Here is a 20,535-nt window from a genome sequence, read left to right on the forward strand (position 1 = left end):
TCCGTCGCCATGCCTGTAAAAAATCGTCCGGACGCACAAGGAGGCGTTATTTCGATGGTCTTTACCTTCTCAGTTCCGGAAACCTGGCTACCGAGCCTGATTCCTGACTATGCCATCAAGAAGCAGCAGGATCCGGCGCTAGTCAAGGCTGCACTACGCGACGTACTGAAGGATGCAGTCGCGCAAGGCGTGGCGCCACTCGAGCTGCAGCCTGACGCGAGCAAGAGCGTAACTTTCACACTGAGCTTGCCCCAACCGGCCGCGTCACTTGCAGGCGCAATGATGAAATCTGCCGGTCTCACCGCAGGTCCTCTGGCCAAACGGTTGCTCGCAGCCATGCGCGAGCGCGGCCCGCGCGAAACGCCAGTCGACGAGTCGGACCCCTTCGTGTCGCTCGTTCGCAAACTCGGCGCCGCCGGCGCCTCCACCAGCATCCGGCCGGGGCAGGTCGAACTGGCGGCCAATGTGCGCGACGCCCTCGCCAGAGGGAAGATCGGATTGGTCGAGGGCGGCACCGGTTCAGGCAAGACGCGCGTGATGGTTGCGTGCGCAGCCCGTTATGCGTTTGAGCACAATTGCCGTGTTGTTCTCGCGGCACCGACGCTCGCGCTTTTGCGGCAGTTTGCCCAGGAGTATCAGCGCCAGGCGGAAGTGAATGACATGCCCCACCTGCGTACGGTGTTCGGGCGCAAGGAATTCGTGAGCGAACACGACCTCCGTCAGATGTTGCGATCGCCTTCCCTCTCGGAGCGGTATCCCGAAGTGGAGGAGTGGCTTGCGGCAGGCGGGCCTTCTGCTGGATCAATCAATGTGCCGTGGCTCGCCCACGCGCTGAGCGAAATCGCACCGACTTTCCCCGTGGACGACGTGCGTCTGGCGGCGGCTATCTCGATGCCGACTGACGGTGGATACAGAGCATACAGTGCACAGTTCGTCGACGATGATGCCGATCCGGGCACTGAACTTCTGTTGTGCACGCACGCCATGCTGGCCCAGGATCTGCGCATCCGCCAGTGGTCCGCACGCAAGAACAGCGACTACGTCTCCATCGAAAACACCACGCGTAGCCTGCGGGAGGCTCGCCGGGAGGCCGATGAGGATGATCTGGCCGAACTCGACCTTGAATACGACGCGCTAAGCGGCGAACGGGTCGATATCTACCGGAATACGAAGGGATTGCTGCCTGACTATCAGGCGCTTCTACTTGACGAAGGGCATGATTTCGAGCAGAACGTGGCCAATGCGCTTTCAAGCTTTCTTGCGCTCCGACCACTGGTGCGGCACCTCTACGACTTCCGGGATAGTGGCGGAAGAATCACCGTCGAGGACATCACGCGCGTCGAAGGATACATCGACGAAATCAGCCGCTGCGGCCGACAGATCGGGACGGATATGGTCAACCTCAACGCGCCGGCTGATGAGGTTCTCAAAGCACGGTACGCTCTGTCGTCGGCGCTGACTGTCCTCGACAAGATTCCCAAGCCACGACAGGGAGCGTCAACCCCCAAGGAGCGTCTGGTCGCCTGGAATCACATAAGACAAGCGATCGGAATGCTCAAGGCGATTAACGGCAGGAATGTGACGGCCTGGCTGCGCTTTTCGCCGCAATTGCGCTTCCCTTCGCTCTATCTTGGCTCGACGACGGTCGAGCGCACGCTCACGACGATGTGGGCTTCGCTGAACGCGGGCGCGGTTCTCTCGGCAACGCTTTACCTGAAGCGGCACGACGGCATGTCGGCCGCCTATCAGCGAATGCGCCTGGGCATTCCGGAAGAACGGGCGGCCGAATACTCTCCGGTGGCTGAGCCGTGGAGCGTCACGCCGATCACCGCCCTTTATACGGCTGGGCGTAAGGGGAAGGATTTGCGCCCCCCTACCCGCGCCGACCGACTGGATCCTTTGGCACATTCAGTCGCCGAGGCACAGTGGCTCGACAACCTTGCTCCCTATATCGCGGGCATATGGGCTACTGCAGACGGCGGTGTGCTGGTCCTGTTGCCGAGCTATGCGAACGTGAAAGCCATTGCGGATCGAGTCCGGGATGAGATCCCGTCGCTTGTGATTGCAGTACAGGGTTATCCGCTCGCGAGCCAGAAGCGCGACTTCCTGCAGGCGCGGCACCGTGGTGAAAAGCCGGTATGGCTGTCCGTCGGGGGTGCGTGGACAGGCCTCGATGTCGGCGGCCACGATCCATGGGAGCAGATGTTTGGGGAGACAATGCCCGCGCCAGTAGACAACGTCCTGACAGATCTGGTCATCCCGCGGCTGCCGTTTGGCACGAATCAGTCTATCAGCCATGTCTGGCGGGTGAACAACCGTCCGGATGTGCCATGGGAACTGTTCGAGACGGCGATCCGATTCAAGCAGGGCCTTGGGCGGCTCGTCCGTCGTGACGGGTTACCGAAGAACCGCAGGGTCTGGGTACTCGACGGTCGAATCCAGGATGGGGGCGCGGGCGCATCCTATGCGCTTTTCAGGCAGATGATGTCGCCCTACCCTTTAATCGAACTGGATGGCCAGTGGGATTGACCCAGCCACCCACCTGAGTTTGCGAACCATAGAGGACCGGGATCCGCGATCAGTGTCCAGCCCTCGACACGTTGGTCACAAGTGCCGGGCAGTGCGCACCTTGGGCGTAGCCCTGGCGAGTGCGCCGCTACGGTGATGCGAAAAATAACTTACCGTCCCCCTGAATTTTTCTCCTGCTGAACCGATTAAGGTTCCATCGGCTCGCGCTACCGCGCTAATGCGCGCGCGCCGCCGCAGCGCGGTTTGCTTTGATCGCGGGCAAGTCGAACGCTGCCGCTCGTCGGAGTCGCCTGCTCATACTAAGGAGAGATTCGTGAAAAAGACCATCACTGCAGTCTTGGCCTGCGCAACCATGGCGTCGGTATCGAACGCCGCGCCGGTAGCGTCGGACGATGCTTGCGATGCGGCTTGTCAGAACAACGTTCGGGCGGTATTCGCCACGGGCAAACTGGCATATGCGCTGCACTTCGACAAGACCGCGCCCGCACGGGTAAGCCTCATGATTAATACGAGCGACCGATCGGACTTTGCGCCCGTTGAATACGTGGGAAGCGTGGCCGCCGGCCTGCACAGCGCGAGGCTGTCCAAAATACATTTCCCTGATCCGAAGGAAGACCCGTGTAGCGGTCTGATTAGCGTGACAGATCGTGTCGGAGACACGGTGCAAACGTATTTTGTGCCGGTTCGAAACGTCAAATGCGCGGACTAGAAGAGTTGCGGCTCGGGTCGAGCGAGGGACAATTGCAGTCCTTCCCCATATGATCATTGACGCTTTTCCCGGCGGGCGATCACAGCACCGGGTACAGCTATGACTGAAGCGAGGAATACTTGTCGAAACAAATCCTTTTACGGATCGAACTACCCACTGACGCCCGGGTATTCATCTCCCAGTTCCGTGAGTACGTCGCTCGCGATCTTGATGGGCAATCGGATGTGCCCGAGCTATTTCACTATGACAGCACCGGCAAACCGGCGCAGGGAATGCCACGCACCCGTTTTGTGGGTGGGCGTCGCTGGGTCGGCATCCTCACTGACGAGGACCGGGCCGATATGCTTTATAAGGTGATGGGTAATGCTGTCCGCGCAGTCCACCATCTGTGCGGCAGCGTCACGCCCGTGAAATTTGAAGAGCACACGCTGGGCTTGTCGCAAATCTATACGCCTCGCAGCTACTGGATTCGCGAGATGGTCATCAAGAAACGCCGCCAGCGCACGCGCGAGACCGAGCAGAAAGAACTGATCCGCCAGCGAATCCTGAGCGGGCTTCACCGCCAGGCAGATGAATACGGCATCGCGTGGCCGGGCGACGATGCGCTGGATCTGAAAGTCAATGACGACTTCCGTCAGCGCGGCCTTGAATTACGCACAACACAGGGCGCAACCGGTGAATACGTTGACCTGATCGACGCGTCGTTCACCGTCAAGACTGAGCTGCTCGGCTTCTGGTTTGCGGGCAATCTGACGTCGCGCGGCTACGGTCGCATCGGCGTGGATCTCGCAGCACTCGCGGTCAATTTCCGACGCGAACAGGCCGCTCCCCGGAGAATGGCGGCATGAGCGCGATAACCCCCTCTCGTCTCGCGGTCGAAGCAGCTGGCCGTCAACCACTCGGCACTGTCAAAGCCACCAAGGAAGGTAACTGTGCAATGTGCGGGTGCCGCTATGCGGTTGGCTCGCCGGTTCTGCCGTTTGCGCCGCCAGACTCCTTCATGGATTTCGGGGCGCTGCGATCGCCAGGCTCGAAATTTGTCGATGGCTGGTGCGCTGCGACGTGGAATCCGGATTTCATGATGCGCTACTCCAAAGCGGTCATATGCAAAGAAGGAGTCTTCCAGGCCGCCTCGAATAACGACATTGCGTTCTTTCTATTGAACCCACCGGAGAGCCCGTGGGTCTTCGTGCAGTCAGACCAGAAGCAACAGCACGTGGTCTGGCGGGCACCCATCAACACGTCCCGCGACCTGTTTTTCGTCCAGTATGGCGACAGGCGTCTGACGGTGCGACGGCCCGCTCTCCTGGCAGCTCGTGATGCCTGTCAGCGGCTGGCGCTTGCGGCATCGGAGAATCGCCGAGCTGCGCCACTCAAAAGCCCTTTCGTACGTCTCTCGCGTGACCTCGACGACACCAACCACGGGATCATCCGACCGGACCTGTACAGGCTTGCACAGGAACGAACCGAAGTGAAGGCGGATATTGACCTGATCAACGCCGCGACACCCGGTGAAGCGCGTCGATGTCGATGCCATCGAGCAGCCAGTGGAGCTGCTGCGTCGTCAGCTCGATCACTTCCTGATCGCGTCGCGGCCACACGAAACGGTCCTGCTCGAGCCGGCGCAGCAACAGCCAGAAGCCGGTGCGTTCGTACAGCAGGAGCTTGATCCTGTTGCATTTACGGTTGCGAAACGCGTACACGGCGCGCGCGAGCGGATCCAGTCGCATCGAATTCTCAACCAGAGCGGCAAGGGTATTGATGCCGCATCGGAAGTCGACCGGCTCGCGATGCAGATAGACCCGCAGGTCCTCAGCGAAGCGCAGCATCACCGGCTCCTCAATGCGTCGATCATCGCTGTGAGCAGCGCCGTGTCCTGTTGCATACATTCAAGTTCAAGACTCACCCCGTTGGGCAACTGCGCCATCAGGCGTGACGGCAACGGCGGGCGTTGCGATGGGCGCATCGGTTCACGCCGTGCAGCAGCCGGCTGGGCGTCGGGCAGGGACGGCATGTGAGGCAAGTGCACAGGTTCGGCATCAACCACTTCCAGAACAGGAACAAATGCCGGCGCACTGGCTGGTGTCGGCTGCCGCTCAGTTCGGGAGCGTGTCTTTTTACGCTCGAGGCCAATCCACTTGCGAAGCTGGTTGGCGTTCACGCCAGCCTTCAGTGCCAGCCCGGCAACGGAGGCTCCCGGCTTCTGGCACGCTTCGATCAGCTTGCGCTTGCCATCACGGTCGTACCGGTTTTTGCCGTCGGCCGATTTACCGATCACCCGCAATGGCAGGAAGTCAAAGTCAGTTTGTAGGTCAGTCATAAGCTGCGTCCGCAATGTGGTGGCTGCGGACGCAATCTTGTTCCTTCTAATACACCGGTTCCAGATGAGTCGGAACTACCGCTTACGTCAAGACACCGTACGTGACACGCAACGGCGTGCAGATGATCCCGTACTTCCCGGGCAATGACTTTCGCGGTCGCTTGCGCCGCCATGGCGCCGACATCGTGCTGGATCACATCACTGTCGTCTCAAAGCTTAAGGGCGTTGGCCTGTATGCGGGCCTCACCAGTGGGTCGATCACGAACTCGCCCGACACCGCCGATCTCTCCGCAGAGGAAATCCTTCGAGCGCGCGAAAACGCCTACATGGGGCTGTTCGGCGGAGGCGCGCGGATTCTGCGCAGCCGTTTCCAGGTCGCCGATCTCATTCCGGTGCTGGCGGACACCATCGCCGCGGGCAGCGTGCCGAAGGAATACGGTGACGAAGGCGAACTGTCGTTCGTGCCGACCTACCACGACAGGACGGGTGCCCGGAAGCCGATCGAAGGCTGGCAGCTGGTTTCGAAGACGACCTCGTATCGTCGCGACGACGTGCTGACGGTGGCGCGTCCGGACGAAATCGTGAAATACATCGAAGATGCGGAAGAAGCCGTGCTCGAATACCAGGAAACTATTCTGGGTGCACGCGCGGTGCGCAAGGCCGACAAGGCACGGGTCAAGGCGGGTGAAATCCGCGAGGATGAACAGGCCAAGCAGGCGGGCCTGCAGAACATCTTCGTCATAGAGACGATCGCCACCGGCACGCCCCTGTTCTGCAAGATCGATTTCGACAACGATATCCGGGACCAGCATATCGGTCTTGCGCTGCTGGCATTGCGTTCTCTGGTTCGCGAGCAGAAGCTGGGCGGCGTCGTTCGTGCTGGCCTTGGTCAGTTCCGTGCGAACCTGACGCTTACGCGTGACGACGAAACGTTCCCGATTTTTAAAGGCGACTGGGCCGCAGGCGACGCCGACTTCACCGACAAGGTTCTCCCATTCATCGACAAGGCTAGCGAGTCGCTGAAACAACTGTCCGCCGACGAGATGCTCGCTTTCTTCGTGCCGCGCGAAACGAAGGCTCGCGGGAAAGCCGAAGCCGCCGAGGTGGAATGATGTCTCTCGAGCCTCTCAAGCTGACCTGGCAGCTTGCATCTCCCATCGTCGTCGGAGCACACCCGCTTCACCTCGATTCCCTCGTGGCCTGGGCGCAGACTCAGGAAGCACTCGCCGCAATGAGCGTTGAGGAAGCCGCGGCCTCAAAGGCCAACATTCGCGAACTGGCCACGCGCCCTCTTCCGTTGGGGCGTGAAGAACGCGACGGCAAGTGGGTATGGCAGGCGTCCGCTGTGCGGTCGTCGGGCCCGTCGACTCACGCGATACGTTACTGGACCCGCAAGACCGATCTGTATGACCATGCATCTCGCGTCGAGGCAGGCCAGATCGACGGGCGCTTCAGCCTGCCCCTGAAACCCCATTCGCACTCCCCAAAGCTCGACACCGTGCGCGGCCCATTCAAGCAGCAGTTCAAATTTTACCCGGTCAAGTCGGTTTCGACTGTCGAAGCGTGGTGCATCGGTGACAAGGAGCGGCTGCTCGAACTGCTGGTTACTCACGTCACACACGTTGGAGCGAAAGGCCGAATGGGGCATGGCGCAGTGGTGAGATGCGACATCGAGCACGATCCTCACGCGGTTCACCGCTGGCAGGAGCGCGTGCTGCCGTGGCCACACGAAGGCGCCGAATCGCTGCAACTCGCGGTTCATCCGCCCTACTGGGCGCCGGAGCATCTCGGACCGGCCTGGGCACGGCCGGAGCTTTTCGGCGGGTGATCGAGCATGCGCGGCCGACTTGCATGGTGGGTACCCAGTGTGTTCTCCGCACGTGCGGGGGTTGAAGGGGGTGCGGATGTCAATGATGTAGACACCGCCGGGGTTCCCCGCACGTGCGGGGGTTGAAGGTTCGGATGTGGACGGGAATTGCCCGGGTGGCGGTGTTCCCCGCTGCGCGGGGGGGTTGAAGAGGGGCACGAGCTTCGGCTTTGGTGAGATCGAGGTTTTACCCGCTCGTGCGGGGGGTTGGAGAAGTACGCCGCCGTCTGGCGAGGTCATCAGTGAGGGTTCCCCGCACGTGCGGGGGTTGAAGGTACCGTCAGGGACGCTCACTTCCCAAGTCATCGCGCTTCCCGCTCGTGCGGGGGCTGAAAGGGACTGCCATCGAGTTTCTTCGTGCTCATCTTGACCCCGCACGTGCGGGGGTTGAAGGCCAAAGCCCGCAAGGAACTGATCCGCGCATGGTGTTCCCCGCTCATGTGTGGGTTGAAGGTTGGAGACCCAGAATCGAACTGCACGCTAATTTTCCGTGTTGCCCGCTCATGCGGGGGTTGAAGGATGAAGCGGGGACCGGTGCATAGCATCCTCCGGTGTTCTCCGCTCATGCGGGGGTTGAAGGTTGCGTGCTGACACGGTGCGAGCAATTGAATCGTGTTCCCCGCTCATGCGGGGGTTGAAGGATGGCTACGCAGGTGTATCTGTTCGAGATCGAGAGTTCCGCGCGCGTGCGGGGGTCGAAGTGTGCTTCTTCGAATGCGCGCGACGCATTCATCGGGTTCTCGGCACGTGCGGGGGTTGAAGGATGTAGCTGGCCGGCGGCGCAGCGTATTCCAGTTATTCTCCGCTCGCGTGGAGGTTGAAGGCACAAGGTTCCCGACGCGCTGGGCACGGCTTACGTGTTCCCCGCACGTGCGGGGGTTGAAGGCAGACGTCTTCATGCCGCTGTCCGTCGTCGCAGTGTTCCCCGCTCATGCGGGGGTTTGAAGAAATGAGTCACAGATCGCGCTTGAGACACGCTGGTGTTCCCCGCCCATGCGGGGGTTGAAGGATGTCACTCACAGGTCGCGCGGCGACCTACAGGTGTTCCCCGCTCATGCGGGGGTTAAAGGATTGCTTTTCGGCGGTTCACCCGTGCAGAATGTCTGTCCCCCGTTCGTGCGGGGGTTGAAGCATGCTGCCACAAGCAGCAATCAGAATAGTCCGTGTTCCCGTGTTCCCCGCTCGTGCGGGGGTTGAAGGCTGGCAACTGATCGGGCCGCTGTTGGTATTCCGTGTTCCCCGCTCATGCGGGGGTTGAAGGTGATGGACTCTGCGAGATGACCCACAGGATAAATGGGTTCCCCGCTCATGCGGGGGTTGAAGGATTGCGACGCTGGATGTGCAGGTCGCAGCCCCGGGATCCCGAGAAAGCACGCGACGACTAATTTTGGTTTTAGCGTGGCAGCGCGAGATGGATCTCCCGCACACATAGCGCGATGGAGAATGTCGGGCTCACATACCGGGTAACGATCTTCTGTCCGCCCGGTTCACATTTTAGGTGGGCGCTCTCGTACGCGTTATAGCCGATGAATGCAACCGCACACACAACAGCACCGATGATCGTAAGGCGACGCTTCCGTTCCATCTCTGTCAATCTCCCGTGATACGTCGAGGCTCGATAAATTCAATATTTCGTGCGGCGCAAAGCGCAACGAACTCGTCTTCGCCAAACGCGTAGACGTAGCCAATCCCTCGCGCGCTCACCTCGAATATTTCCTCATCCCGGCGCAGTGCATATTGCGTGCGGCCAACATCCCGGACAATGCCAACATCGCGAAAATGGTAATCGACCGTACAGATGATGCTTGCGGTGCGCGCGAGAACGGCTAGGCGGCGATAGTCCTGAGAAGTTGCGTAGTCCGCGATAATCCACTCGGGAGGATGATTAACCCCAGTCCGCAAAACGCCGGCAGGTCGTCCTGCTGTCCCTTCTTCAGGGCCGCCTCGATCTGAACCTGTTCCTGACGAGAACGCGGCCACCAGACGGGATGGCGCGCTACCCGCGTCCGTGTGAACGCCAGCGCCGGGGGCAGCCAGCGTCGCGTCTATGACCGCCCGCAACTGGCCAAGCCGATCAGACTCCACGAGAGGAGCAAAAAACGCGACGGCTTTATGTCCGATTTCGGCTGTCAGAGGCTTGCGGCCCACCTCCATATCGCTCAACTGTGCCGATGAGAGTTCAAGCGCGTCGGCCATATGCTTGAGCAGCAGGCCCTGCTCGATACGCAACTGACGGACCATCTTTCCAAAATCGTTCAGCATTGGACTCCTCGTGTCTGTTGCATGCCAGGTTGTAGCTCGTGCAACGCCACCTTATCGCAGGGAAATATGGACGGGAACATCGCAGTCGTGCCGAGTACACGGCCTTAATCGGCACAGTGCGCGATTTGTTCAGGGGCAGCACTCCGTTTTTTCTGCGTCGCCAGCTGCCCAGCGCCGACAACGCGCGGAAGCGGTGCTCACCAGAACCTCGCCGAATCGCCGGGCGAGATCCCGTCGTCGCAGCGGAATTATCGATATTTCGAAATTTCGCTATCCGCGCCGCCAAAGAAAAAACCCACCGGCTCCCTGGGTAGGGAACACGGTGGGCGCGGTTTGCGGCTCAGTCCAATGCATAGCGTGCGGCGCAGGATATTGCGCTGGTGCGTCGTCAGCCTCAGGATCTAAGCGACCGCTTGACCCACAGCCTGATCGCCAGCCTCGACCCTGCCGTCGGGGTGGTACGACGGTCCGTAGACCCAAAGAGATCGCAGGTTTTTGACCTGTGGATGCGGCTCAGCAAGTTCAACATCCCAACACGGGTCCATCCAGTCGTCGCACCAGCGAACAATACTGGCTCGATCTGTTGTCAAAACGCGAACCTTCGCTGCTGGCGCCAGCAGCAGATCATGCGAATTGTCGTGCTCGTCATATCCGGAAATCTTCTCTACCTCAATGACCTTTCCGGTTACGGCGTTGTAATCCGCCAGCGCCTTATCTGCCAGTTCATCGTCAGTCAAACTTGAGGCCGCCGTAGCGGGTGACGTTGCCTGAATTCCCTGTTGGGCCGCGGCGAACCGGTCAGCGGAAATGTCGCGCAGTTCATTGACACCGAAGTAATCGCAGACGCTGGCCACGACTCGCACGGTGAACGGGCCGTCATGCCCAAGCTTTTCCGCATCGACCAGATTTTCGGTCGAGTCCCTGTAATCCTGGAGGGCCAACACGCTATCCAGACTCAGCCGGAGCACCTGCTCAGTCACGTCGACGTCCTGCTGACCGTCGATATCCGTTGCGTGGTTGTTGATATAGGCCTGCGGCTGGAAAACTGCGACGATGCGCTTTTTCACGTCGATAGCCGTTTGGTCTTGCTGATCATTCATGGTTTCTCTCCTCGTTGCCCAAGGTGGGCGTTGGTAAGCTGGAGAGGCGACAACCTCGGGATAGCGCTCAGTGAACGCTGGCCCGAGCAGGCCGGATGGTTGGTTTTGCGTGTTGGGCAGGAGATTTCCGTGCCGGATTTTTCGCGGGGTGCCGGTGCCATCGAAGTAGTCTGCCCTCCTGTCCCCCGGAGGGAGACAAGCGGGCAGTCGTCCAACTTTGATAAGAGCCGTCAGGTCAGCTGTTGAAGCACTCTCCGCGTGGCGTCCAGCTCCGCTATCGCTCGCGCCAGCGTACTGACCGTCGATGCAAACCGACTTTCCAGTCGTCGCGCCTTCCCTTTCAGGTCAGCCGTCCTTTTTTCTCCGGGGTTTTTTCCGCAGTGTCGTGCGCCGTCCAAAGACGACAGCCAGCAATGGTTAGCGGCGCTGCCGTTATCCGTCACTCGCCCCGATCCCCCTCCATGAAGTCCGGTCACACCACGCTAAAGAGCAAGCAGGTCGAGTTGTCTCGCCGCCTGACTCACCACGCGCTCGCCGATCAGACTGCCCGTGACCATATCCCGGGCAAGAGCTTCTGCGAATGTTCCATCGTGGTTGAACCGCACATGGAATTGCACCTTGTGCGATTCGCAGTCCGGCCCGTCATCGGGGTACTCGACGTAGGCGATCTTCGTACAGACGCACTGATCGCCGATTTCCCAGAGATCATCACCGTGCACCACGAAACCGTTACCGAAGTCGTACTCTTCGAATACAGCCTGCGCAACGTCGCGCTGCCTCGCGCCGCTTGCTGCGCGAGCTCGCGCACCCTGATCCTTCGCCGGGACAACGACCAGGTCGTCGAGAAACTCGGGCGCCGGCGCGGCAGACGGTCCTGTTGCAATCAACTCGCCGGAGGCGTTGCGCTGCCACCATGACCCGTTCGTGAGCTTCTCGTATGAGATTCCAGCCTCGTCAGACGTGGAGCGGTACACAGCAGGCGCGAGGGCATCCAGCTTATCCTTCGTGGGCTGGCTGACCTCCCGTTTCGCGGGAAGACTTTCGAAGAGACGGGAATTGGCGTCGGCCGTGATGCGCTCGGGAGCGCGCATACCGCGCTTGTAGCATTCCACCGTCACGAACCCTGAATCATCGATTGCGACAATCGTGGCCTTGTCATACGTCGTCAAGCCTTTCCTGCCCTGGACGTACGCCTGTGCGCCAGACCACTGCCGACCGATCCTGAGACCTTTCTCCTCGTTGAGCCGCTGGCGCTCCGAAAGCGCGGTTGCATGTTGCTGCGCCAACGTCTGCTTCTTTTCGACGGCGGCGGCGGCCATCCCGGTCGCTTTCGAGCGCAGGATACCTTCCTCAGGCAGCGCTTTGCCGATGCTCTCAGAGGTGAATTCGCCGCCACCCAGAGACACGTAGAGATGATGCCACCTGTCTCCGTTGGGGCGGATGGTCACCTCGACGGCGATCTCGCCATAAGGGAGCGTGCGTACATGCGCAAGCACCTCAGCACAGGCCCGCGAAGGTCCGTACTGAACCGGCAGTACGTTGTCGAAACTCGCGATCCCCGTTGAAACATTGACCGCGGCCGCGCATAGGCTCGCTTTCTCATTCAGTTGCTGATTCATCGATTCTCTCCTTCGGTGCCCGTGTCGGGCGTTATGAAAACCAGAGAGAGCGGCTTCGGGTGAGCGCTCGACGAGCGCTGGCCTGAAGTCCCCGTGAAAGGCCTTGGGAAGTGGATTGCTATCGTGGGTCGATGATAGCGAGCGTGGATGGCCGGTGGTTTCTCACGGAAGCGAGCACCGGCGAGTCTGGCGACTTGCGTGTCGGGATAGAACTCGCCGGCGCACCCTTTCGGGAGCGCGCGGCGGGCGTCGATTTCAGGGGCAGCGCATCACCAGCGATGACGCTCGCACAGCGCTTTTGCGCGCTCGAAACTTTGAGGCTTGCCGAGCCGCCGTCCACCGAAGTGGAAACCCCATGCCTGCCAGAGGCCATCCTCGCACGGGAACACGCTGTACATGACGTCCCCACGACGGACGGTCCAGTTGCCGGCTTCCTGCGTCACCCATTCATGCACGCTTACGGCCGGCGTACCACCGTCGTCGGCTTGGGCAATATCCGGGCTGCTAGCGCCACCGTCAACTTCATCGACGGCACTCACGAGATCGGTGCCGTTGTATTCCTCGAGCATCCGGGTGATGACGCTCCAGGCTTGCTCCCCACGCGGGCTCCTGTTATTTCGGACCAGTTCGCCGGTGAAACTGTAGCCACGCGACTTAAGGTAAATCCGGGCCATTCGTTCCGCACCTGCAACGACGTCCTGGTCGCTCATCCCGCTTGCCGCTTCAGTTTGCTCCGGCGTCTGCCCGTCTCGTGCCTCAAGCAGACAGATGACGTTGGAGATTCGCTCGCCGACCTCTGCGCTTTTCCCCTGGCCATTGAGATAGCCAGCCTCACGCAAGAGCGCGAGTATGACGCCCTCTTTCTCATCCGTCACCGGCGCGATGAGGAATTCAGCTGCTTGCATCTTCATAGACTCTCTCCTGTCGATTGCCACGAAGGGCGTTAGAAAAATCCGGAGAGCACGCGCAACTTCTGGCTAGCACTCGATAAGCGCTAGCCAGAAGGTCGTTGTGGTCGGTATGCGAGGGTGCGCAACCTGTTGCTGGGCGCGCTTTCTGACGGCAGTCGTTGCTCGGATCATCGAATGCCCCATCACCTCTCCGTTGGGAGAAGCGATGGGGATTCAGTACCGGTTGATGGATTACGCGCGAAACTCCTTGGACCTGATCGGAACTTCAGCCTGCCACGGCCGGCGCATCCGCGTCGGGATAGAAAAGCTGAAACTCCGACTCGGACAGACCGATCTCCAGTCGCTCCCGCACGCTTTTGCTCGCCATGAACGCCTGTTGCTGAGCGGGCGTCATCAGATTCCACATTTCACGGGCACAGTCCTGCAGATCGCCTACCTCGTGGTCCGGATCGTCGTCCTTGCCGTGCGCGTGTGCGGCGCGAATGCAAAGCTCGATCGTACGCTGGTGCGCGACCGAACTTCCCTCAGCACGCGCGGCGACGACCAGATTTCCCTGCGCGTCGCACACGAATGTGGCGGGAAGCGCAACGACCGACCGCAAAGCGTCGCCCAGAAGATCGAGATTCACTGCCTTCGAGAAGGTCGGCGAGTCCAGCGATGAGTCCGAGTAACGCCAGAAACCGTCCTTGTCGTACGAGACCTGCGTGCGTTACCTCCGGATAAAGCGACTTGATGTGCGTAAACGCAGCTTTCACTTCGTTCGGAACGTCTGACTGCGGCGGGACACGAACGATATCGAGCGTAACCGGATCAAACTGGGCGAGGGACTCACCGCGCTTGAACCAGGAGGCAAGCACCGCGATCCCCGCGATGCTTTCCGGGGCCGGCTGGCCGAAACGACCTGCGTAGACCGCCGAGGTCATCGCTTCTTCGTTATCGCCGCTTTGATGACACTGGACCGCGCGATCTGCGGCCGTTTCGACACGAATCCTGGCAAGATCCTGGCGCTTTGCCATTTCCTTGTAGGCCTTCTCGACGACCTCACGCAACAGCTCGTAATCGGACTGATCGTTGCCCGTGGTCCGATACGTCGGCTGGACAAGCCCGCGAATCTGATCGCGCCGCCCCAGCATGCCGGGGTAGTACTCTTCCAGTCCTTCCATGACGCTCGCAAGCTGCCGGTCGAAGCGTGTTGCCCGCTCCGACTGGACTTGCACCGTCGCAACCGCTACGTCGACCTCAGGCCATGAGTATCCGTCGACGATGTGGTAGTGCTGCGCCCCGGGCGGGTCTTGCTGGTCGTAGATCAGACCAAAGGCGACCAGGTGCGCAGCCGTTGCCCCATCAACGGCGAGTTCTTCACCGTTTTCGATAATTGCGTGGTTCTTGGCCGCCTTTTCAGCGTCGATATGTTTCGTGTTCATGTTTCTCTCCTTGTTCTGCCCTGAAGGGGCGATTGAAAAAAAGCGGAGAGCGGACGTGCTTCGGGTGAGCGCTCGGGAAGCGCTCACCGGAAGTGTGCCGGATGCGAAATGCTGATGTGCGCGGAGGCAGTGGATGTTTTGGCTGCCGATCGAACGGCAGCCGCCATTTTAGCGACCTCGATCGCCTGCAGGCAACTGGCAACGTTCGCGTAAAGAAGAGTTGAGATCTTCCCGACGTACACAGCGACCATGGAGATTACGGAAAGTGCTACCGGCGCCTGAGCGGTACCCGGCACCTCACATGTCGGGGAGCGCCCCACAGGGAGCGCGTCCCCGTGAGGCTGCAGCCCCGATGTCAGGCCAGATCAAGAATCTCTGCTGACGTGATTTTCCCGGTGTCGAGCAACCGCGTTACTTCCGAGCGGAGCTGGTCCTTGTCCGATTCATCCCAACAACCGACTCCTTCGGCCTCGTCAATGAGGTGGATAAGCTGGTTGCGAGACAACTTCCGGATAGCTCGCTTGACCTGCTCATCCTTTGTTACACGCGGAGCCGACGTAGTGGAAGTCTCCTTCTGTGCCGACTCAGCCTGTCCATCTTCGAGCGCAGCGGGCCTGGAGCCGGTCTCGTGCGCTTGAGGTCTGGTGCCGTCGCCATCCTTCCGTACAGCGAAACCGTATTGAGCCGCCAGTTCCTGCGCATAGGTGTTGGCCTGGGCGATGAACCCGGCGTCGACCCGCAGCCGCTCATTCATGGCCACCGCTTCGCGCTCAATCGCCGCACCGGTCATGGGATGGATGTCTCCGCCCATCAGGTAGCGCGACGACTCTGCGACGAGTGCTGGTGCCAGGCCCATCCGATCGGCGACGAGCACCATGATGGCGTTACCGTACCCGTGCGTCAGACGCCGAAGCAAGGATATTTCGCCGGCGAAAGCCTCGGTCACGCTGCCATTGTCTGCGAGGCGCACGACCGTCTGGTCGCTTTCGATGGTTCCCGAGTCAGACACAATCTCGGAGATCGTGCGATAACCCGAGCATGCGCCGGCGTCCGGATCGATCCAAAAAACCTCATCACCCACCGAGAGCGAAGAAAGTCGGTATGCGCTCGCCTGCGACGAATTTTCAACGATGTGTTTGTTCTGCTGTGAGTTCATGGTTCTCTCCGTGTCGTGCCTGAAACAGGCGTTAAAAAAGCCGGAGAGCGGCATACCTCGGGTGAGCGCTCAATGACCGCTGACCGGAAGTTCTGCCGGATACTGAACTTGTGACGCGGTGCGCGAGGCACCGGATGTTGGACGCGAAATGCCGATTGAACGGCCGGGAGCTATTGTAGCTCACGACGTGACCGCGCGTGCGATCCTGCACGCACTCTTGCGCCAGATTCCCTCGCGCGCCCAGGACGCTCGCCCGGGGTGACACGTTTTGGGCGGCCTGGCCCGCATGTCCGCTGGACGCGATCGGCCGCCGGGCAGAGACCGCTGCGAACCGCGCGCGGGCACCCGCCGACGTCAACTGAGGGCGTCGCGCTCGACGAAGCGCTGGCGGTCGGCCAAGTACTGGATGAGCGTCTTATCGTCCAGCGCGCCCATCAATTTCGTTTGTTCGATAATTGGAAAAAGGATTTCTGCCGCGCGCAGATCAGGAGCCGGCATTGGTCCGCAATCGCTCATCCTGACCTCAACGAACATACCATCGACATAAATGGGATCGCGACCGGGTCGGCCCTCTTTCCGACGAACAGCCGCCGTCAGGGTGTCTCCACTGATCCACGTGACGACGATCAAATCGGCGCCAAGCACATCCGTCATTCGTTGTCGCAGATCGTTCAAAGTCGCGGTTTGTTCGCTTATTGGTCGTGTGTCTTGCGACATTTTCCGACTCTCCTTGAGCGCTGTAGGCCGGTGCCGATCACGCTCCAGACTCGCCTTCAGTGTGAGGAGCTATTCAGCCCACGTTCGCTCGTTTCCTGCCGTCGGCAAACCCAGTTCGTTCCAGCAGTCCCATCGCCGACACAAGCAAAGACAAAATCCACGGTATGAACGCCCCCAGCAGCAGCAGATATGTCTTCCATGTCCACCCGCCTTGATTGTTTGAACCGGAGATCACCTGAGCGTCTCGCGCTTCGACCTGAACGTTGTCCGCTCCGCCTATCCAGTAGCGGCGCGCCATCACATCCCCCTGCAGCGACACATCGCGATAGATGCACGCGCCATCCGCCTGTGACTGAGAATTACCTATCAGGGAAAGACAAGGATGAGGGTCGAGGACGTCGACATGCGAATGCGAGGTCGAATAAGGAAGGCTGCTGAGTAAGGCGAAGCTGAACAGACAGCGAAGAATAAAAGAAATCATGAAAACTCCGTATCACCTGCCGGTTCTCGTGTTTTGCCGGCAAGCGAACTCCTCGTTCCCTCTTGCCAGTTTCTCACTTGCAAATCTCTCACTGAAGCGTGTCGGGGTTTAAGACTATTCTCGCACCGAGATCCGGTGCGTGCTTTTCGCCCAGCCCCGTGACCAGCCACAATGCACTGACTTTGAAGTGCACCGACAAGGTTCCCATCAGGTCATCGTGCGCTACACCCCGTTCCAGCTCATGGATGACACCTGTCTCAATGCCGGTTGCGTCAGCCAGAGCCTCAACAGTGAGTCCTTTCTCGAATCGGCATTGGCGAATTCGGGCACCAAGAAAGAGGTCCAGTATCGAATCATCAGCCTGGGTCATTTACAGCCGTTCCTTCGTTTTACGTTGCGCCTGTGCGCGCGGTGGATTGATCGATTATATGACGGGCTGGCGCCGGCCATTTGTCGCGATTGCTCCCTGACTGAGAGCGCCAGATGCCACCACACCCCGCGCCCGCCCTGTCCTCACCGCGATCGCGCCACACAATGGTCGGATTAGCTGCAGCACGGCCTTCGCCGTGCCGCATACGCGAGACTCCTCAGCGAAGGCTCTTCCGAGCGGCGACCAGGCTCGCCACGGCGCCATCGAAATGTGTCCAATCATTCAGCGAATCCTGGACCGCCAGCAACATTAGCTTGTCCGCTTCATCCTGGCTGGCGTACGGGTCGGTGCGAATGTGCCCATTCGTGTAGTCAATGGTGCCAAGCCCGCTGCTGCGGTCGACCACTCTCAATCGCGCGAAGCCGATCGAGGTTCCGGCCAAAACCTTTGCGTCCGCGGCGATTTCAATCGCTGCGTTTGCGCGCTGCAGTTTCAGGCACATTGAGTCGTAGTCGGGGACGTTGAACTCATTCCAATGTCGCTTCAAAAGGTCTTCAGCAGGACCGCGCTGATACACCATCTGGATCTGGCAAACCGCAAAGACAGACGGCGATAGCGCACAGAAGAGGACGGCAAGCAGCAACTTCTTCATATCAACACCTCGGTTTTCAGGGATTCAGAATTCGGAAATGCTTTTCACAAAGCGTTTTTCATGCTCCGTCGTGATGCCGTCCCAACGCAGCGACGACGGCCGCGACCAGCTCGGGTTCATGGCGTATGTTTGAATCCCATCCGCGTCCACGACCGAGCTTCCGCATCCGTGAGACAGTCAGATGCGCGTACCCAGCGGACGCCGCCATCGCATCGAACTGCGACTTCGAGCTCGCCGCTGATCAGCGCGACAGCAACGTAGACGCCGCGTCGACCGTTGAACGGGAATGTCGCCCAGATCACGTTACGAAGGGGAGTTGAGAATTTCAGGGGGTGGCGTTGAGCCTGGGAGGATGGGTTCAGCATGGTTTCCTTTGCGCCAAGCGCGGACGAGACTTTATGAAGGCGCAACAAGGGCGTCGCGCCGAGATTTAAAGTTCGCCAGTCAGGGGCCAGGAAACATTCGGGTGAGGGTGTTCTGCGATCGCCGCAGCGCTCACCAGGAAAGCGACGCAATCATACGACGACATCCGGGGCAGCTGTCAAGAGAGAAAGAAATCGCCGGGGCACGGACCCGCAGCCAAGCGCATTCTCCCCGTTCGTAAAAAGGCGGCGCGCTGGTGAGACAAAAAAAGCCCGCTGCCCTCCCTTGGTCGGGAGGAGCAGCGGGCGCGGATTGCTGATTCATCCGTCGACGGGCAGGCAGATCCCCCAATGAGGGAACACCGGCTTCGTGCCTAAGGCAACAGGCTGAACAGATCAGGCTCACTGGTTTGCACGGGTACCGGCACGCCTGTCTGAATGCGACGCAGATAGGCGGCCATATCGCCCATCTTGGCGCGCAACTCTTCGCCAAGTGCACGTGCAAACTCGACCCAGCAGTGCTTCGCCGTTCCGTTCCCCAACGCTGTGTGAGCGTGTGAGTTCATCATCAGCGAGTTGACGATCTTCGGATCGTGGCCCTTCAGCTTCGCGTGCTCTTCCGGCATCGGCAGACGCGACTTTGACGGGTCTACCGGGTGACGAAAACGCGCGTCCTCGACACGTTGCTTCCAGCATCCAGCCGACAGCGACGGCGTGCTGTTGTCGGTATCGTCGACCACTCGCATGCGCCATCCGTTAGCGATCTTCTGCTCGGACGACAGATGGGCGCCCTTCTCATACTCCGCCGGGTCAACCAGTTCTTCCGGCAACCGGATATCGGCCACCATAAGGGTCGACGGCCCAGACTTGCGCATACCGTCCAGACTGAGGTCGATGCCAGCCGGATAGGCCAGCAGGGCCATGCGGACGCGTCGCTCGATGTCACCGTAGTCGTTGGAGTTCAGCCCGGTGTAGACGCCCTGCTCGTCCGTGCCACCCACCAGCATCGTCTGGTAACCCTGCTCGGTCAAAACACGACGTAGCATGCTAAAAGACACTGTATCGGTCCACGCGAGGACGTTTTCGACGAGCACCAGCGGCGGGAACTCGAGCTGCTGTATCGCCATGACCGCGTTCAGAACCTGATGGCCTGCTTCAGCGTGCATCTCGGGCAGGTCGCGAGTTTGAACGTTAAGACGCGACGCACCCCGACAAGGCACACCAAGCGAAACCAGCGTCGTCTCCGGAACGCGCATTCCCGACGCGATGAATTCCTGGATGCCGCCGGCGAAGGATTTTGTCGCTTGCGTACTCGCCGGATTATCGGAGAGCAGACAATCGATGCCGCCCTCCCACGAGTCATTCGCAAGGACCGTCTCGCTGGCGAGTCCCGCCGTAGCGAAGCCTTCATGCAGCGCCGCGTCCAGCGTGCCAACTCCCGAATACAGCGCGACGCTACGGACCTTGCCCGAGTGAACTGCATAGAGCAGCCGCTCGATGCGATCGCAGTTGCGCGCCACGCTGGGCAGATGCATAAACACGACCCGCCCGGGCAAGTACAGGGCGATGACGCTCTCCAGCCCCGCGAGATTTTCGTGAACCTGCAGCGACCGCAGATCGATCCGGCCGCCAAGTTCGACGCTGCCATCCCGCTTGAAGAATCGCTTGGGCGAGACGACGTTGGTGCCCGTCTCGTCTTTCACGACCTCGATAATGCCAGGGGCGTAGCGCGCCGTGAATCGCGCGCCGGGCGTAAGACCCGACGACTGCAGCTTGCGCGCGTTTTCGACGTTCAGACGGCTACGCAGAACCTGGCCGCCGATGCTGTAGTTCTGCAACGATACGACGGCCGCGTGATGTGCCGAGCCGATCATCTGTTTGATACGACCCGTGAAACCGGATTGTTGCGTGTTCATCGGATTTCCCTCCAGTGGGTGCCCGTTTGGGGCGTTGAAAATGGCTGGAGAGGTGCGACCTCAGGCGAGGGCTCAGGCTTTGAGCACTCGCCGGAAGGCGCATTGACGGATGGCGGCGCGCGCGTGGCGCCAGCGGACCC

The 20,535-nt window shown here is 60.3% G+C and carries 18 protein-coding genes and 2 pseudogenes; 6 read left to right on the top strand and 14 right to left on the bottom strand.

The features are described 5' to 3' along the window. The first annotated feature begins 54 nt into the window (after positions 1 to 54). From csf4 to csf1, 4 genes and pseudogenes are all read left to right on the top strand, one after another. A complete protein-coding gene (csf4, locus tag SB822_RS02005; RefSeq protein WP_410853946.1) occupies positions 55 to 2,529 on the top strand; it encodes a type IV CRISPR-associated DEAD/DEAH-box helicase Csf4 in 2,475 nt (824 codons plus the stop codon). A 313-nt stretch (positions 2,530 to 2,842) separates the two neighbouring features. Beyond that, positions 2,843 to 3,238 carry a hypothetical protein gene (locus tag SB822_RS02010; protein WP_410853947.1) on the top strand — a complete coding sequence of 132 codons (396 nt, stop codon included), beginning with the start codon at positions 2,843 to 2,845 and terminating at the stop codon, positions 3,236 to 3,238. A 119-nt stretch (positions 3,239 to 3,357) separates the two neighbouring features. Next, positions 3,358 to 4,086, top strand: coding sequence for a type IV CRISPR-associated endonuclease Csf5 (csf5, locus tag SB822_RS02015; protein ID WP_410853948.1), 729 nt, complete (start codon positions 3,358 to 3,360; stop codon positions 4,084 to 4,086). Beyond that, positions 4,083 to 4,697, top strand: a pseudogene (csf1, locus tag SB822_RS02020) (type IV CRISPR-associated protein Csf1); the annotation flags it as partial. The gene csf5 and the pseudogene csf1, both read left to right, overlap by 4 nt. Before the next feature lie 34 nt (positions 4,698 to 4,731). Here csf1 and tnpB read toward each other — a convergent pair. Next, complete coding sequence (gene tnpB / locus SB822_RS02025) at positions 4,732 to 5,067, bottom strand: IS66 family insertion sequence element accessory protein TnpB (protein ID WP_410853949.1); 336 nt, start codon at positions 5,065 to 5,067, stop codon at positions 4,732 to 4,734. Next, positions 5,067 to 5,558, bottom strand: a complete 492-nt coding sequence (tnpA, locus tag SB822_RS02030) for an IS66-like element accessory protein TnpA (protein WP_007743596.1) — start codon at positions 5,556 to 5,558, stop codon at positions 5,067 to 5,069. Before tnpA ends, tnpB begins: the two co-directional genes overlap by 1 nt. An 89-nt stretch (positions 5,559 to 5,647) precedes the next feature. On the opposite strand from tnpA, the pseudogene csf2 reads away from it, so the two are divergent. After that, positions 5,648 to 6,670 (top strand): annotated as a pseudogene (csf2, locus tag SB822_RS02035) (type IV CRISPR-associated protein Csf2); the annotation flags it as partial. Continuing rightward, the gene (gene csf3 / locus SB822_RS02040) at positions 6,667 to 7,386 is read left to right on the top strand and encodes a type IV CRISPR-associated protein Csf3 (RefSeq protein WP_410853950.1); all 720 of its coding nucleotides are present in this window, start codon (positions 6,667 to 6,669) and stop codon (positions 7,384 to 7,386) included. The pseudogene csf2 and the gene csf3, both read left to right, overlap by 4 nt. 1,629 nt (positions 7,387 to 9,015) lie before the next feature. Here csf3 and SB822_RS02045 read toward each other — a convergent pair. From SB822_RS02045 to SB822_RS02100, 12 genes are all read right to left on the bottom strand, one after another. Next, positions 9,016 to 9,687, bottom strand: coding sequence for a helix-turn-helix domain-containing protein (locus SB822_RS02045; protein ID WP_410853951.1), 672 nt, complete (start codon positions 9,685 to 9,687; stop codon positions 9,016 to 9,018). Between the two features lie 401 nt (positions 9,688 to 10,088). Further along, positions 10,089 to 10,787 (bottom strand): hypothetical protein, encoded by a 699-nt coding sequence (locus SB822_RS02050; RefSeq protein ID WP_410853952.1) that lies wholly within the window; start codon positions 10,785 to 10,787, stop codon positions 10,089 to 10,091. Positions 10,788 to 11,269: 482 nt separating this feature from the next. Continuing rightward, the gene (locus SB822_RS02055; RefSeq protein ID WP_410853953.1) at positions 11,270 to 12,406 is read right to left on the bottom strand and encodes a hypothetical protein; all 1,137 of its coding nucleotides are present in this window, start codon (positions 12,404 to 12,406) and stop codon (positions 11,270 to 11,272) included. Between the two features lie 269 nt (positions 12,407 to 12,675). After that, complete coding sequence (locus tag SB822_RS02060; protein WP_410853954.1) at positions 12,676 to 13,317, bottom strand: hypothetical protein; 642 nt, start codon at positions 13,315 to 13,317, stop codon at positions 12,676 to 12,678. 265 nt (positions 13,318 to 13,582) lie between these two features. Continuing rightward, on the bottom strand, positions 13,583 to 13,723 hold the full coding sequence (locus SB822_RS02065; RefSeq protein WP_410853955.1) for a hypothetical protein: 141 nt from the start codon (positions 13,721 to 13,723) through the stop codon (positions 13,583 to 13,585). 118 nt (positions 13,724 to 13,841) lie between these two features. Continuing rightward, a complete protein-coding gene (locus SB822_RS02070) occupies positions 13,842 to 14,741 on the bottom strand; it encodes a hypothetical protein (RefSeq protein ID WP_410853956.1) in 900 nt (299 codons plus the stop codon). Positions 14,742 to 15,096: 355 nt separating this feature from the next. After that, positions 15,097 to 15,897, bottom strand: coding sequence for a hypothetical protein (locus SB822_RS02075; RefSeq protein ID WP_410853957.1), 801 nt, complete (start codon positions 15,895 to 15,897; stop codon positions 15,097 to 15,099). Between the two features lie 354 nt (positions 15,898 to 16,251). After that, positions 16,252 to 16,614 (bottom strand): hypothetical protein, encoded by a 363-nt coding sequence (locus tag SB822_RS02080; protein ID WP_410853958.1) that lies wholly within the window; start codon positions 16,612 to 16,614, stop codon positions 16,252 to 16,254. 73 nt (positions 16,615 to 16,687) lie between these two features. After that, complete coding sequence (locus SB822_RS02085; RefSeq protein WP_410853959.1) at positions 16,688 to 17,095, bottom strand: hypothetical protein; 408 nt, start codon at positions 17,093 to 17,095, stop codon at positions 16,688 to 16,690. A gap of 88 nt (positions 17,096 to 17,183) precedes the next feature. After that, positions 17,184 to 17,465, bottom strand: coding sequence for a helix-turn-helix domain-containing protein (locus SB822_RS02090; RefSeq protein ID WP_410853960.1), 282 nt, complete (start codon positions 17,463 to 17,465; stop codon positions 17,184 to 17,186). 217 nt (positions 17,466 to 17,682) lie between these two features. After that, positions 17,683 to 18,117: a hypothetical protein gene (locus SB822_RS02095; protein WP_410853961.1), complete on the bottom strand. Its 435-nt coding sequence runs from the start codon at positions 18,115 to 18,117 to the stop codon at positions 17,683 to 17,685. Between the two features lie 736 nt (positions 18,118 to 18,853). After that, positions 18,854 to 20,395, bottom strand: a complete 1,542-nt coding sequence (locus tag SB822_RS02100) for a DNA cytosine methyltransferase (protein WP_410853962.1) — start codon at positions 20,393 to 20,395, stop codon at positions 18,854 to 18,856. Positions 20,396 to 20,535 lie beyond the last annotated feature (140 nt).

Origin of the sequence: Paraburkholderia sp. SIMBA_054 (assembly GCF_046534875.1) — a bacterium.
GTDB classification, from domain to species: domain Bacteria; phylum Pseudomonadota; class Gammaproteobacteria; order Burkholderiales; family Burkholderiaceae; genus Paraburkholderia; species Paraburkholderia hospita.

Bases quoted from the DNA above. Each gene is read 5' to 3' on its own strand.
- SB822_RS02095 (WP_410853961.1), bottom strand. From the start codon at position 18,117: ATGAAGAAGTTGCTGCTTGCCGTCCTCTTCTGTGCGCTATCGCCGTCT.
- SB822_RS02060 (WP_410853954.1), bottom strand. From the start codon at position 13,317: ATGAAGATGCAAGCAGCTGAATTCCTCATCGCGCCGGTGACGGATGAG.
- SB822_RS02085 (WP_410853959.1), bottom strand. From the start codon at position 17,095: ATGATTTCTTTTATTCTTCGCTGTCTGTTCAGCTTCGCCTTACTCAGC.
- SB822_RS02045 (WP_410853951.1), bottom strand. From the start codon at position 9,687: ATGCTGAACGATTTTGGAAAGATGGTCCGTCAGTTGCGTATCGAGCAG.
- csf4 (WP_410853946.1), top strand. From the start codon at position 55: ATGGTCTTTACCTTCTCAGTTCCGGAAACCTGGCTACCGAGCCTGATT.
- SB822_RS02090 (WP_410853960.1), bottom strand. From the start codon at position 17,465: ATGACCCAGGCTGATGATTCGATACTGGACCTCTTTCTTGGTGCCCGA.
- SB822_RS02075 (WP_410853957.1), bottom strand. From the start codon at position 15,897: ATGAACTCACAGCAGAACAAACACATCGTTGAAAATTCGTCGCAGGCG.
- csf3 (WP_410853950.1), top strand. From the start codon at position 6,667: ATGATGTCTCTCGAGCCTCTCAAGCTGACCTGGCAGCTTGCATCTCCC.
- SB822_RS02055 (WP_410853953.1), bottom strand. From the start codon at position 12,406: ATGAATCAGCAACTGAATGAGAAAGCGAGCCTATGCGCGGCCGCGGTC.
- tnpA (WP_007743596.1), bottom strand. From the start codon at position 5,558: ATGACTGACCTACAAACTGACTTTGACTTCCTGCCATTGCGGGTGATC.
- SB822_RS02070 (WP_410853956.1), bottom strand. From the start codon at position 14,741: ATGAACACGAAACATATCGACGCTGAAAAGGCGGCCAAGAACCACGCA.
- tnpB (WP_410853949.1), bottom strand. From the start codon at position 5,067: ATGCTGCGCTTCGCTGAGGACCTGCGGGTCTATCTGCATCGCGAGCCG.
- SB822_RS02065 (WP_410853955.1), bottom strand. From the start codon at position 13,723: ATGTGGAATCTGATGACGCCCGCTCAGCAACAGGCGTTCATGGCGAGC.
- SB822_RS02100 (WP_410853962.1), bottom strand. From the start codon at position 20,395: ATGAACACGCAACAATCCGGTTTCACGGGTCGTATCAAACAGATGATC.
- SB822_RS02050 (WP_410853952.1), bottom strand. From the start codon at position 10,787: ATGAATGATCAGCAAGACCAAACGGCTATCGACGTGAAAAAGCGCATC.
- SB822_RS02080 (WP_410853958.1), bottom strand. From the start codon at position 16,614: ATGTCGCAAGACACACGACCAATAAGCGAACAAACCGCGACTTTGAAC.